The organism is Streptomyces sp. NPDC059454, from assembly GCF_042749965.1.
Classification (GTDB): domain Bacteria; phylum Actinomycetota; class Actinomycetes; order Streptomycetales; family Streptomycetaceae; genus Streptomyces.
Map to the genome: position 1 here is coordinate 1 of NZ_JBHYVC010000028.1, position 13315 is coordinate 13315.

A 13315-nucleotide genomic window follows, 5' to 3' on the forward strand; every position below is an offset into this window, starting at 1 on the left:
CCCCGCGGGGGGCGCGAGGGCGCGAGGAGGAGCGGCGGGATCAGCCACGCCGGGCCCGCAGCCGCCACGCGACCGACCCGGCACCCGCCTCCTCCGCCCACGCATGGTCGAACGGAGCGGTGGGCGCGGCGCCCGGGAACTTCCCGGCGTCGTGCCCGTCCGACGTTCACGGCGCTCCTTGCACCCATTCGCGTCAATTCGAGACGTGAACCATCCGCCCCCGCAGGGACTTTGTCGGTTACACCTCTTGACGGCGCAAGCGTCGCAGAGCACATTGGCGTCACTTTGAGAGCGCTCTCAAGCGAGGTTCCGGGCTCTCGAACGCACCTCCCGCCACAGGCATCCGAACCCGAGAGGGCATCCCCACATGAGTGACACCTCCGGCATCCCCCGCCCGCTCCGCAGACCCCGTCCGCTGCGGCGGGCACTCCTCGCCGTCGTCAGTACGCTCGCTCTCGCGGCGGGCGCCGCCACCGCGGCCGGTACGTCCGCGAGCGCGTCCGTGCCGCCCCCGCCGTCGGGCTGGACCCAGGTCTTCGCCGACGACTTCAACGGTCCCGCGGGCAGCGGTGTCAACACCTCCAACTGGCAGTACGCGACCGGCAAGGGCTACCCGGGCGGCCCCGCCAACTGGGGCACCGGCGAGATCGAGACGATGACGTCCCACGCGGACAACGTCTCGCTCGACGGCAACGGCAACCTGCGCATCACCCCGCGCCGCGACGCCTCCGGCAACTGGACCTCGGGCCGCGTCGAGACCAACCGCACCGACTTCCAGCCCCCGGCCGGCGGCAAGCTCCGCGTCGAGGGCCGCATCCAGGTGCCGAACGTCACCGGCGCCGCCGCCAAGGGCTACTGGCCGGCGTTCTGGATGCTGGGCTCCCCCTACCGGGGCAACTACTGGAACTGGCCCGCCGTCGGCGAGCTGGACATCATGGAGAACACGCAGGGCAACAACACCGTGTTCGCCACGATGCACTGCGGCACCTCACCGGGCGGCCCGTGCAACGAGACCAGCGGCATCGGCGGTTCGACCACCTGCCAGGGCACGACCTGTCAGGCCGGCTTCCACACGTACCGGATGGAGTGGGACCGCTCGACGAGCGTGGAGGAGATCCGCTTCTCCCTCGACGGCACCACCTTCCACACCGTGCGGGAGAACCAGGTCGACGCGACGACCTGGACGAACGCGACCGACCACGGCTACTTCATCATCCTGAACGTGGCGATGGGCGGCGGCTTCCCCGACGCCTTCGGCGGCGGCCCGGACGCGGGCACCCGGCCCGGGCACTCGATGCTCGTCGACTACGTGCAGGTGCTGACCTCCGGTGGCGGAGACTCCGGCGACCCCGGCACCCCCGGCAACCGCGACGCCTACGGCACCATCCAGGCCGAGTCCTACGACGGCCAGGGCGGCACGATGACGGAGAACACCTCGGACTCCGGCGGCGGCCAGAACGTGGGCGCGCTGGCAGGCGGTGACTGGCTGCAGTTCAAGGGCGTCGCCTTCGGCTCGAACCCGGCCCGGCAGTTCTCCGCTCGGGTGGCGAGCGGTGCCGGTTCCAGTGTCAGCGGGCTGGTCGAGGTGCGCCTGGACAGCCGGAGCAACGCTCCCATCGGCAGCTTCGCCGTGGGCAACACGGGCGGCTGGCAGTCCTGGCGGACGATCCCGGCGAACATCAGCGCCGTGACGGGCACCCACGACGTCTATCTGACCTTCACCAGCGGCCAGCCGTCGGACTTCGTGAACGTCAACTGGTTCACCTTCGGCCACTGATCCCACCGTCCCACCCCCCACACCGGCCTTCCCGGCCGCGAAAGAGGGCTCACGCGTGCACGCGTGAGCCCTCTTTCGCGTGTCCGGTCACAGACCGCATGGTCAGCGCGGTTCCACGGTACTCGGCACCGCGCGAGGAGTGGTGGGCTGCCGACACCGAGGGCGCGCCGCCGACCGGGAGCGGAGCGGCCGCCGGAAAGGTCATACTTTTAAACGTGAACGTGTGACGGCATCGAGGGTGCTTGAACCGAGGACTTCTTGAAGTGATGCGGCGTGCCACCCGCCCCGTACGGCGTCACCCCCCGGCAGCGTGGCCGCCGGGGAATCACCGGCCGCCTCGCGCGGTTGCCGTGACCGCGAGAAAGAAGATGAGGACTGTGAGTGAAGCAACCGCGAGGGCCTTCTCCGATGAGCGCCGAGCGTCCGCCGCAGTGAAGGACCCGGCGGACAAGGACGACGCCCTGGACGTGCAGGAGCTGGTCGCAGCCGGCTCCGTCCCCATGGCCCCGCCCTACGACGAGGTGGTGCGGCGGCGGGAGAACGCGGGTGTCACGACGCTCGGGGACGCCCGGCGGGGGCCGCTCGGCGCGGTGACGAAGTCGCTCGACAGCAAGGGAGTTGACGCGGAATGACCGACGAGACGACCGAACCGACGACGGACGCCGCAACGGAGCGGCCCGAGGAACAGGAGGAACAGGAGGAACAGGAGGAACAGGAAGAGACCCTCGCGGCTCTCCCCGCGCCCCCGGCCGACTGGGCCAACCCGCTGCGCGACCCCCGGGACCGGCGTCTGCCCCGGGTGGCGGGCCCCTCCGGTCTTGTCATCTTCGGGGTGACCGGCGACCTGTCCCGCAAGAAGCTGATGCCGGCCGTGTACGACCTGGCCAACCGGGGTCTGCTGCCGCCGGGCTTCTCGCTCCTCGGGTTCGCCCGCCGGGACTGGGAGGACCAGGACTTCGCCGAGGTCGTGCACGACGCCGTCAAGGAGCACGCGCGCACCCCGTTCCGCGAGGAGGTCTGGCAGCAGCTCGCCGAGGGCATGCGGTTCGTCCCGGGCGACTTCGACGACGACCACGCGTTCGACCAGCTGCGCAAGGCCGTCGACGAGCTGGACGCCTCCCGGGGCACCAGCGGCAACTACGCCTTCTACCTCTCCGTACCGCCGAGGTTCTTCCCGAAGGTCGTCCAGCAGCTGAAGAAGCACGGGCTGGCCGACGCCCCCGAGGGGTCCTGGCGGCGCGCGGTGATCGAGAAGCCGTTCGGGCACGACCTGGGGTCGGCCCAGGAGCTCAACACGATCGTGCACGAGGTGTTCGAGCCGGAGCAGGTCTTCCGGATCGACCACTACCTCGGCAAGGAGACCGTCCAGAACATCCTGGCGCTGCGCTTCGCCAACCAGATGTTCGAGCCGATCTGGAACCGGTCCTTCGTGGACCATGTGCAGATCACCATGGCGGAGGACATCGGCATCGGCGGCCGTGCGGGGTACTACGACGGCATTGGCGCCGCCCGTGACGTCATCCAGAACCACCTCCTGCAACTGATGGCGCTCACCGCGATGGAGGAACCGGCCTCCTTCGACGCCGCCTCGCTGCTGACCGAGAAGCTGAAGGTGTTCCGGGCCGTGCGGCTCCCGGACGACCTGGGCCGGCACACGGTGCGCGGACAGTACGAGGGTGCCTGGCAGGGCGGCGCCAAGGTGCGCGGCTATCTGGAGGAGGAGGGCATCGACCCCTCCTCCGGGACCGACACCTACGCCGCGATCAAGCTCGGGGTGGACAACCGGCGCTGGGCGGGCGTTCCCTTCTACCTGCGCACCGGCAAGCGGCTCGGCCGCCGGGTCACCGAGATCGCGGTGGTGTTCCAGCGGGCGCCGCACTCCCCCTTCGACTCCACCGCCACCGAGGAGCTGGGGCAGAACGCGGTCGTCATCCGGGTCCAGCCGGACGAGGGCATGACGGTCCGGTTCGGCTCCAAGGTGCCGGGTACCTCGATGGAGCTGAGGGACGTGACCATGGACTTCGCGTACGGCGAGTCGTTCACCGAGTCCAGCCCGGAGGCGTACGAACGGCTCATCCTGGACGTCCTGCTGGGGGACGCCAACCTGTTCCCCCGTCACCAGGAAGTGGAAGAGTCCTGGAGGATCCTCGACCCGATCGAGGAGTACTGGGCGGCGCACGGCCGGCCGGCGCGGTACACCTCGGGCAGCTGGGGACCCGCGGAAGCCGACGAGATGCTCGCACGAGACGGACGGAGCTGGCGCAGGCCATGAAGATCGACCTGACCGACACCACGGCAAGCAAGGTCAACAAGGCGCTGGTGCAGGGCCGCCGCGCCATCGGCACACCGGCCGTGGGCATGGTCCTGACGATGGTGATCGTCACGGACGAGGAGAACGCCTACGACTCGATCAGGGCGGCCGAGGAGGCCTCGCACGAGCACCCCTCGCGCACCCTGGTGGTGATCAAACGGCACACCCGCAACCCGCGCGAGCGCACTCACTCCCGGCTGGACGCCGAGGTCCGGGTCGGCTCGGAGGCGGGCACCGGCGAGACGGTGGTGCTGCGGACGTACGGCGAGGTGTCCGAGCACGCCGACTCGGTGGTGCTGCCGCTGCTGCTGCCGGACGCGCCGGTGGTGGTGTGGTGGCCGGCGGACGCGCCCGAGAACCCGGCGAAGGACCCGCTGGGCGCGCTGGGCCAGCGCAGGATCACCGACCTGTACGCGGTCGAGAACCCCATGGCGGTGCTCGAGGCCCACAGGCGCACCTACGCCCCCGGCGACACCGACCTCGCCTGGACCAGGCTGACGCTGTGGCGCTCCATGCTGGCGGCGGCGCTGGACCAGGCGCGGGCGACGGTGACCTCGGCGACCGTGGAGGCCGAGGCCGACAACCCGGCCGCCGAGCTGCTGGCGCGCTGGCTGGAGGCACGGCTGCGGGTGACCGTCGACCGGGTGGTGACCGCGGGGCCCGTGGTCACGGCGGTCCGGCTGGGCACCGCGGACGGCGAGGTCGTCATCGACCGTCCCGAGGGCCCGCTGGCCACACTGACCCTGCCGGGGCAGCCCGCGCGCCGGCTGGCACTGAAGGTCCGTCCCACCTCCGAACTCATCGCCGAGGAGCTCAGGCGCCTCGACGCGGACGAGATGTACGCCGTCGCCCTGCGCGGCGAGGCCACCGAGGAGATCCCCGCCCATGTCTGACGTCCCCGAGCCGGCCCGGCGCCCCGAGTGGGCCGCCCTGGAGAACCACCGCGCGGACGCGCTGCCGCGGCCGGACCTGCGCGAGCTGTTCGCCGACGACCCGTCCCGCGCGCAGCGGTACGTCGTGCGCGTGGGCGACCTGCGCATCGACTACTCCAAACACCTGGTCAACGACGAGACGCTCGCCCTGCTGCGCGAACTGGCCGAGGCCACCGACGTGTTCGGCCTGCGGGACGCCATGTTCCGCGGCGAGCGGATCAACGTCACCGAGGACCGGGCGGTGCTGCACACCGCGCTCCGGGCCCCGCGGGAGGCGGTGATCGAGGTCGACGGCGAGAATGTCGTCCCGGCCGTGCACGCCGTGCTCGACAGGATGGCCGACTTCGCGGGCCGCGTCCGCTCCGGCGCGTGGACGGGCCACACCGGCAAGCGCATCCGCACCGTCGTCAACATCGGCATCGGCGGCTCCGACCTCGGCCCGGCGATGGCGTACGAGGCGCTGCGCCCCTTCGCCGACCGCTCGCTGACCTTCCGGTTCGTGTCCAACGTGGACGGCGCCGACCTGCACGAGGCGACCCGGGACCTGGACCCGGCGGAGACGCTCTTCATCGTGGCGTCCAAGACGTTCACCACCATCGAGACGATCACCAACGCGACCTCCGCGCGGACGTGGCTGCTGAACGCCCTCGGTGACGAGAAGGCGGTCGCCCAGCACTTCGTCGCCCTGTCGACCAACGCCGAGAAGGTCACGGACTTCGGCATCGACACGGCGAACATGTTCGAGTTCTGGGACTGGGTCGGCGGACGCTACTCCTACGACTCCGCCATCGGCCTGTCCTTGATGATCGCCATCGGCCCGGACCGCTTCCGGGAGATGCTCGACGGGTTCCGGATCGTCGACGAGCACTTCGCCAACGCCCCCGCCGAGGCCAACGCCCCGCTGCTGATGGGCCTGCTGGGCGTCTGGTACAACAACTTCCTCGACGCCGGGTCGCACGCGGTGCTGCCGTACTCGCACTACCTGTCGAAGTTCACCGCCTACCTCCAGCAGCTGGACATGGAGTCCAACGGCAAGTCGGTGGACCGCCGGGGCCGCCCCGTCGTCTGGCAGACGGGACCGGTGGTGTGGGGCACGCCCGGCACCAACGGGCAGCACGCCTACTACCAGTTGATCCACCAGGGGACGAAGCTCATCCCGGCCGACCTGATCGGGTTCGCCCGTCCGGTCGCCGAGCTGAGCGACGAACTCAAGGCCCAGCACGACCTGTTGATGGCCAACCTGTTCGCGCAGGGCCAGGCCCTCGCGTTCGGCAGGACCGCCGAGGAGGTACGGGCGGAGGGCGTGCCCGAGGAGCAGGTGCCGCACCGCACCTTCCGGGGCAACCGTCCCACCACCACGATCCTGGCCACCGAACTGACCCCCTCGGTGCTCGGCCAGCTGATCGCGCTGTACGAGCACAAGGTCTTCGTCCAGGGAGCGATCTGGGACATCGACTCCTTCGACCAGTGGGGCGTCGAACTCGGCAAGGTCCTCGCCAGGCGCGTCGAGCCCGCCCTCACCGAAGGCGCGGACGTCCCCGGCCTCGACCCGTCCACGGCCGCGCTGGTGGCCGCCTACCGCGAACGCAGGAAGTGAACTGACATGCAGATCGGTCTTGTTGGGCTCGGCAAGATGGGCGGCAACATGCGCGAGCGCATCCGCAACGCCGGCCACACCGTCATCGGGTACGACACCAACCCCGAACTCTCCGACGTCGACAGCCTGTCCGACCTCGTCGACCGGCTCGACGGTCCGCGCGCGGTGTGGGTCATGGTGCCGGCGGGCGACGTCACCCAGCGCGTCGTCGACCAGCTGGGGAGCCTGCTCGAGCCCGGTGACACGGTCGTCGACGGTGGCAACTCCCGCTGGACGGACGACGAGAAGCACGCCGAGGAGCTGGGCGCCCGGGGCATCGGCTTCGTCGACGCGGGCGTCTCGGGCGGCGTGTGGGGCCTGAAGAACGGCTACGCGCTGATGGTCGGCGGTGACGAGGAGCACGTGGAGCGGCTGAAGCCGATCTTCGACGCGCTCAAGCCGGACGGCCCGTACGGCTATGTCCACGCGGGCAAGGTCGGCGCCGGGCACTTCGCGAAGATGGTCCACAACGGCATCGAGTACGCGATGATGCAGGCCTACGCCGAGGGCTGGGAGCTCCTGGAGAAGGTCGACTCGGTGGACAACGTCCGTGAGGTGTTCCGCTCCTGGCAGGAGGGCACCGTCATCCGCTCCTGGCTGCTCGACCTGGCGGTGCACGCCCTCGACGAGGACCAGCATCTGGAGCGGCTGCGCGGGTACGCCGAGGACTCGGGCGAGGGACGCTGGACCGTGGAGGCCGCCATCGACAACGCGGTCCCGCTGCCGGCGATCACCGCCTCGCTGTTCGCGCGGTTCGCCTCGCGCCAGGAGGACTCGCCGCAGATGAAGATGATCGCGGCGCTGCGCAAGCAGTTCGGCGGTCATGCCGTCGAGTCGGCGGAGAAGGCGTGACGCCGGTGGGGGATCTGCTGCTGGCGCGGCACGGCGAGACGGAGTGGAGCAGAGCGGGCCGGCACACCGGGCGGACCGATCTGCCGCTGACGCCGGCCGGTGAGACCCAGGCCAAGTCCCTCTCCCGGCTCCTGGCGGGGCGCACCTTCGGGCTGGTCCTCACCAGCCCGCTGGTCCGCGCCCGGCGCACCGCCGAGCTGGCGGGCCTGGCCGGGGCCACGGAGGACCCGGACCTGCGGGAGTGGGACTACGGCGCCTACGAGGGCATCACGACCGCCGAGATCCGCCGCACCCGGCCCGGCTGGGACCTGTGGACCGACGGGGTGCCGCCCGGCCGGGAGTTCCCCGGCGAGGCCCCGGAGCAGGTCGGCGAGCGTACGGACCGGGTGTTGTCCCGGGTGGCCGGGGCGCTGGAGGAGGGGGACGTGATGCTGGTGGCGCACGGCCATCTGCTCCGCGTCCTGACGGCCCGCCGACTGGGCCTGCCGCCGTCCGCCGGCCGGCTGTTCCGTCTGGAGACGGGCACCCTGAGCCGTCTGTCGTCGGAACACGGCCGCCCGGTCGTCGCGGAGTGGAACACCCGGCCGTGACGGTACGGCGGTGGCCTAGAGGGTGTTCTGTGCCGCGTGCTGGGCGGCCAGACGGACCGGGGCGTTGCGGGCGCCGTAGCCGCGGTGACCGCCGTCGCGCTGGACGAGTTCGAAGAAGACGCGGCCGACGGTGAGGGTGTAGCAGTGGCGCAGGGTGCCGCGCTCGTCGCGGTCGTAGAGGACGCCCAGGTCGCGATAGGTCTCCAGCTCGCCGTCGGCGAACTCGTGGCGGGCGGCGAGGTCGTCGTAGTAGTTCGCCGGAATCGGCAGCAGCCGGCCGCCGGCGTCGCGGAAGCGGCGGGCCGCGGCGACCACGTCGTCGGTGGCGAGCGCGATGTGCTGGGCGTGCGCGGTGTCGTCCGTGGGCGCGGCACCGACACCGAGGATGATGCGGACACTGCCGTCGGCGTTGCCGACCGCGCGGCTGCGCAGCAGACCGTAGGGGTCGGCGACGTCCACGCTCTCGTCGGCGAGCAGCCCGAGGACGCCGCGGTGGAAGAGGGCCGCCTCGTCGAAGTGGTGCCAGGGCTGGGTGAGGGCGAGGTGGTCGATGTGCCGTACGTCCGTGGCGGCGGGGGCGTGTTCCATGTCCGTGAAGTCGGACCGCCAGCCGCCGCCCGGTCCCGGCCGCGTGCCGCAGAAGAACAGTTCCGTGCCGTCGGGCGCGGCCACCGCGTCGAGCGGGGCGTCCTCGGGGGCGCGTCGGCGCGGCAGTACGGGCGCCAGCAGGGCCTCGGCGCGGCGGGCGGCACCCGCGGGGTCGGGTGACTCGAGGCCGACGGCCGCGAGCCGGGCGCCGTCACGGCGCCCGGCCGCCCCGGTGTTGACGAGGATCCGGGCCTCGCCCTGCTGCCACAGGTCGACGGTCTTGCCGCGGTGCCGGGCGGTGCGGGCGAAGCCCAGCGCGTCGAGCAGACCCGCGAGGGGGTCCGCGTCGGGCGTGACGAGTTCGGCGAAGGCGAACCCGGTGGGGACGACGGGAGCGGGCGGTTCCGCCGCGCCCACCTCCTCCTGGAGCATCAGCAGGGAGCGGCGGGCGTCCACGGCGGTCGGGCCGGCCTCGGCCTGCCGGACGACGTCGTTGAAGACCTCCAGGGAGAGCGGCCCGGCGTAGCCGGTGCGCAGCACGTGCCGGACCAGTCCGGCGACGTCGAAGCCGCCCTGGCCGGGGAAGCAGCGGTGGTGGCGGCTCCACTGCAGCACGTCCATCGCGGGCAGCGGGGCGTCGGCGAGCTGGAGGAAGAAGATCTTCTCGCCGGGGATGTCCTCGATGCCCTCGGGGTCGCTGCCGCGCGAGAGGATGTGGAAGCTGTCCAGACAGGTCCCGAGTGCGGGATGGCCGGCCGCCTCGACGACGCGCCAGGCGTGGTCGTACGTGCTGACGTGCCGCCCCCAGGCCAGCGCCTCGTACGCCACCCGGATGCCGAAGTCGTCGGCCAGGTCGGCCAGTTCGCTCAGCTGCCGGGCGGCGAGGGCGTCGTCGTCGACGGCGGACGGGTCGACGCTGGAGCAGACGAGGACCGTGTCGGCGCCCAGCCGGCGCATCAGCTCGAACTTGTGCCGGGCGCGGCGCAGGTTGCGGGCGAAAAGGTCCGCGGGCACGGCCTCGATGTCCCGCAGCGGCTGGTAGAGGTCGACGCTCAGGCCGAGGTCGGCGCAGCGGGCGCGGATCTCCTCGGGGGTGAGCGGCGCGGCGAGCAGGTCGTTCTCGAAGATCTCCACGCCGTCGAAGCCGGCCCGGGCCGCGGCCGTGAGCTTCTCGGTGAGGGAGCCGCTGAGGGAGACGGTGGCGATGGACGTACGCACGTCGGTACCTCTTGCTTCCGTGGGGCTTCTCGGTCTCTCGGTCTCTCGGTCTATTTCGGCGCCCCGACGGCGCCGTCGGTCAGCTCGGTGAGGTCCGCGAGCATCCGCGCGCTGTCGGGTTCCCGGCCGGTGAACAGGCGGAACGCGTCGGCGGCCTGGAAGGCGGCCATGCCGCCGCCGTCGAGGGTGGCGCAGCCCGCCGCGCGGGCGGTGCGCAGCAGTTCGGTCTCCAGCGGGCGGTAGACGACCTCGGCGACCCACAGCCCGGGGTGCAGCAGCCCGGCCGGCAGGGGCAGGCCGGGGTGGGCGGCCATGCCGGTGGGGGTGGCGTGCACGAGGCCGCCGTGCCCGTCGGCGGCGCCGAGCAGCTCCGGCAGCCGGTCGAGGGACGCGGCGGCGGCCCGGCCCGGCCCGAAGCTGCGGTTCAGCGCGGCGGCGAGGTCGGTGGCCCGTTCGGGCAGCGCGTCCACGACGGTGACCCGTTCGGCGCCGAGGGTGAGCGTGGCGTGCGCGACGGCCGCGCCGGCGCCGCCCGCGCCGAGCTGCACGACCCGTTCCAGCGGGGCGTCGGGCAGACCGCGGGCGAAGGCGGCGGCGAAGCCGGTGACGTCCGTGTTGTGACCGACGGCGCGTCCGCCCTCGAACACGACGGTGTTGACCGCGCCGAGCGCCTCGGCCCGCGGATCGAGGGCGTCCAGGTGCTCGACGACGAGCCGCTTGCACGGGTGGGTGATGTTGAGCCCGTCGAAACCGAGCAGCCGGGCGGCGCGCAGCAGCTCGCCCACCGCCTCGGGCGGGACACCGATCGTGTCGAGGTCGAGGAGCCGGTACAGACAGCGCAGGCCCTGCCGGCCGGCTTCCCGCTCGTGCAGCGCGGGGCTGAGCGAGGGGCTGATGCCGGAGCCGATCAGCCCGACGAGATACGAGTCCTTGAGCACCGGGACCTCCAGAGGCGGCTCACTAATGTACGAACCAGTACGTTAGCTATATCAGCCGTCCCGGGCCCGCGGGAAGACCCGTCGGGCCGGTCGAGGGGCTGCTTCTAGAATCACCGGCACTGCACCCTCGGCCCGAAGGGACCCGATGACCAGCGTCGAAGAACCGGCACGGCCCGGCGAGCGCATCCGTGACGCCGCCCGCACCAGGGCCGAGATCCTCGACGTGGCGACGCGGGAGTTCGCCCGGGCCGGCTACGACGGGGCCCGCGTCGACGAGATCGCCGCCCGTACCCGCACCACCAAGCGGATGATCTACTACTACTTCGGCGGCAAGGAACAGCTGTTCACGGCCGTGCTGGAGCGGGCGTACGGCGTGATCCGCGAGGCCGAGCAGCAGCTGGACGTGGACCATCTGGACCCGGTGGCGGCCATCCGGCGCCTGGCGGAGCTGACCTTCGACCACCATGAGCGGCACCCGGACTTCATCCGCCTGGTGAGCATCGAGAACATCCACGGCGCGGAGCACATCGCGGCCTCCGAGAAGCTGGGGCGGATGGGCTCGCCCGCGCTGGACGTGATCCGCCGGATCCTGGCGTCCGGGCAGGAGTCGGGGCTGTTCACGGCCGATGTCGACGCCGTGGACCTGCACGCCATGATCAGTTCCTTCTGCTTCTTCCGGGTGTCCAACCGGCACACCTTCGGCGCGCTGTTCGGCCGCGACCTGGTGGACCCGGGCCGGCGCGAGCACTACCGGGCGATGCTGGGCGACATGGTGATCGCCTACCTGACGGCGGAACGCACGGCGGACTGAGCCCGGGCTCCGGGCCGGGCCGGAGCCCGGGGGCCGCGGTCCGCGGTCCGCACGACGTGACCCCTTGACAGTGCGGGCGGCCGGGCGCAGCATCCCTACCCAGCCGCGACTAACTACCCAGTGGGTTAATTAGCACCTCGGCAACTCCCCTCCGCTCGTCCTCCGCGTACCGTCGTGGAGTCCCCCGAAGGAGCACGCCGTGACCGTCCCCGCACCGCCCCGCGACGCCTCCCCGCCCGGACAGCCGAAGAAGGCGGCGGCCGCCGCCTGGATCGGCAGCGCCCTGGAGTACTACGACTTCTTCATCTACGGCAGCGCGGCCGCGCTGATCTTCCCCGAGGTCTTCTTCGACGACTCCGACCCGGCCACCGCGACCCTGCTGTCGCTGGCCACGTTCGGGGTCGCGTACGCGGCCCGGCCGATCGGCGCGCTCTTCCTCGGGCACGTCGGGGACCGGCTCGGCCGCAAGAAGATCATGGTCTTCACGCTGATGCTGATGGGCCTGTCGACCTTCCTCATCGGCTGTCTGCCCACCCGCGCCCAGGTCGGCACCCTCGCTCCGGTCCTGCTGGTGCTGTGCCGGGTGCTCCAGGGCATCTCCGCGGCCGGGGAGCAGGCCAGCGCGAACTCGATGACGCTGGAACACGCGCCGCCGGACCGGCGGGGCTTCTTCACCAGCTTCACCCTCAGCGGCACGCAGGGCGGCCAGCTGCTGGCCACCCTGGTCTTCATCCCGATCGCCGCGCTGCCCGAGGAGCAGCTGCTGTCCTGGGGCTGGCGGGTGCCGTTCTGGCTGAGCGTCGCGGTCGCCGTCGTCGGGTGGGTCATCCGCCGCAGGCTGGACGAGACGCCGGCGTTCGAGCAGCAGACCGCCGACGAGGGGGTCGTGAAACTGCCGCTGGTGGTGCTGCTGCGCGAGCACTGGGCGGACGTCCTGCGGGTGGTCGCGGGCGCGCTGATCGCCTCGGTCAGCACGATCTTCACGGTGTGGGCGCTGGCGTACGCCACCGGTGACACGGTCGGCATGTCCCGCTCGTCGATGCTGTGGGTGGGCGCGCTGGCCAACGTCGTCGCGCTGGCCGCGATCCCGCTGTGGGCCGCGCTCTCCGACCGGGTGGGCCGCCGTCCCGTCTATCTGATCGGGGCCGTCGGCAGCGCGGTGACGATGTTCCTCTACCTGTGGGCGATCTCCACCGGTAACTACCCGCTCACCCTCTTCCTCGGGATCGTCGCGTTCGGCGTGGTCTACAGCGCCGCGAACGGTGTGTGGCCGTCCTTCTACGGCGAGATGTTCCCGACCAGGGTCCGGCTCTCGGGCGTGGCGATCGGCACGCAGATCGGCTTCGCGGTGGCCGGGTTCGCGGTCACGTTCGCCGCGCGGATCGCCGGGCCCGACGGCGACGACTGGACGGCGGTGGCCCTCTTCACGGCCGCTCTGTGCGTGCCCCCGGTCATCGCGGCGATCACGGCCCGCGAGACCCACCGCGTTCCCAGCGAACGGCTCGGCGAGGGTGCCGTCGAGGAGGGCGCGGAGCGGCCGGAGAAGGTGACGGCCTGACTCGTGCCGAAGGCTTTCCCGGACGGTCAGGAATCAAGAAGCGCAGGTGGTCACGGGCCGCCTAGCCTAGCCTTGCCGCGATGGGGACGCCGGCGGGGACCGCG

General features: G+C 71.8%; 11 protein-coding genes. 9 read left to right on the plus strand and 2 right to left on the minus strand.

The features are described from left to right. Positions 1–367 precede the first annotated feature (367 nt). The 7 genes from ACFXAE_RS20280 to ACFXAE_RS20310 all read left to right on the plus strand — a co-directional run bounded on the left by ACFXAE_RS20280 (position 368) and on the right by ACFXAE_RS20310 (position 8098). Positions 368–1777 (plus strand): glycoside hydrolase family 16 protein, encoded by a 1410-nt coding sequence (locus ACFXAE_RS20280; protein ID WP_384716457.1) that lies wholly within the window; start codon positions 368–370, stop codon positions 1775–1777. Positions 1778–2154: 377 nt separating this feature from the next. Further along, positions 2155–2409 carry a hypothetical protein gene (locus ACFXAE_RS20285; RefSeq protein WP_384716460.1) on the plus strand — a complete coding sequence of 85 codons (255 nt, stop codon included), beginning with the start codon at positions 2155–2157 and terminating at the stop codon, positions 2407–2409. Next, positions 2406–4049 carry a glucose-6-phosphate dehydrogenase gene (zwf, locus tag ACFXAE_RS20290; RefSeq protein ID WP_384716463.1) on the plus strand — a complete coding sequence of 548 codons (1644 nt, stop codon included), beginning with the start codon at positions 2406–2408 and terminating at the stop codon, positions 4047–4049. The genes ACFXAE_RS20285 and zwf overlap by 4 nt, the downstream gene beginning before the upstream one ends. Next, on the plus strand, positions 4046–4981 hold the full coding sequence (gene opcA / locus ACFXAE_RS20295) for a glucose-6-phosphate dehydrogenase assembly protein OpcA (protein ID WP_384716466.1): 936 nt from the start codon (positions 4046–4048) through the stop codon (positions 4979–4981). The genes zwf and opcA overlap by 4 nt, the downstream gene beginning before the upstream one ends. Continuing rightward, entirely contained in the window at positions 4974–6617 is a 1644-nt protein-coding gene (gene pgi, locus ACFXAE_RS20300; protein ID WP_384716469.1) for a glucose-6-phosphate isomerase, read from the plus strand. Before opcA ends, pgi begins: the two co-directional genes overlap by 8 nt. Positions 6618–6623: 6 nt before the next feature. Continuing rightward, positions 6624–7508, plus strand: a complete 885-nt coding sequence (gnd, locus tag ACFXAE_RS20305) for a phosphogluconate dehydrogenase (NAD(+)-dependent, decarboxylating) (protein ID WP_384716472.1) — start codon at positions 6624–6626, stop codon at positions 7506–7508. Positions 7509–7513: 5 nt separating this feature from the next. Next, a complete protein-coding gene (locus tag ACFXAE_RS20310) occupies positions 7514–8098 on the plus strand; it encodes a histidine phosphatase family protein (protein ID WP_384716647.1) in 585 nt (194 codons plus the stop codon). A gap of 15 nt (positions 8099–8113) precedes the next feature. On the opposite strand, the gene ACFXAE_RS20315 is transcribed toward ACFXAE_RS20310, so the two are convergent. Next, positions 8114–9904 carry a bifunctional sugar phosphate isomerase/epimerase/4-hydroxyphenylpyruvate dioxygenase family protein gene (locus tag ACFXAE_RS20315; protein ID WP_384716475.1) on the minus strand — a complete coding sequence of 597 codons (1791 nt, stop codon included), beginning with the start codon at positions 9902–9904 and terminating at the stop codon, positions 8114–8116. A 50-nt stretch (positions 9905–9954) separates the two neighbouring features. Next, complete coding sequence (locus tag ACFXAE_RS20320) at positions 9955–10842, minus strand: shikimate dehydrogenase (RefSeq protein WP_384716478.1); 888 nt, start codon at positions 10840–10842, stop codon at positions 9955–9957. 145 nt (positions 10843–10987) lie between these two features. Between ACFXAE_RS20320 and ACFXAE_RS20325 the strand changes: the two genes are divergently transcribed. Together ACFXAE_RS20325 and ACFXAE_RS20330 are read left to right on the plus strand one after the other, a co-directional pair. Next, positions 10988–11653 carry a TetR family transcriptional regulator gene (locus ACFXAE_RS20325; RefSeq protein WP_384716480.1) on the plus strand — a complete coding sequence of 222 codons (666 nt, stop codon included), beginning with the start codon at positions 10988–10990 and terminating at the stop codon, positions 11651–11653. Positions 11654–11852: 199 nt separating this feature from the next. After that, a complete protein-coding gene (locus ACFXAE_RS20330; RefSeq protein WP_384716483.1) occupies positions 11853–13211 on the plus strand; it encodes an MFS transporter in 1359 nt (452 codons plus the stop codon). The last annotated feature ends 104 nt before the right edge of the window (positions 13212–13315 follow it).

Coding starts and splice junctions, on each gene's coding strand:
- opcA (WP_384716466.1), top strand. CDS start 4,046: ATGAAGATCGACCTGACCGACACCACGGCAAGCAAGGTCAACAAGGCG.
- gnd (WP_384716472.1), top strand. CDS start 6,624: ATGCAGATCGGTCTTGTTGGGCTCGGCAAGATGGGCGGCAACATGCGC.
- ACFXAE_RS20280 (WP_384716457.1), top strand. CDS start 368: ATGAGTGACACCTCCGGCATCCCCCGCCCGCTCCGCAGACCCCGTCCG.
- zwf (WP_384716463.1), top strand. CDS start 2,406: ATGACCGACGAGACGACCGAACCGACGACGGACGCCGCAACGGAGCGG.
- ACFXAE_RS20325 (WP_384716480.1), top strand. CDS start 10,988: ATGACCAGCGTCGAAGAACCGGCACGGCCCGGCGAGCGCATCCGTGAC.
- pgi (WP_384716469.1), top strand. CDS start 4,974: ATGTCTGACGTCCCCGAGCCGGCCCGGCGCCCCGAGTGGGCCGCCCTG.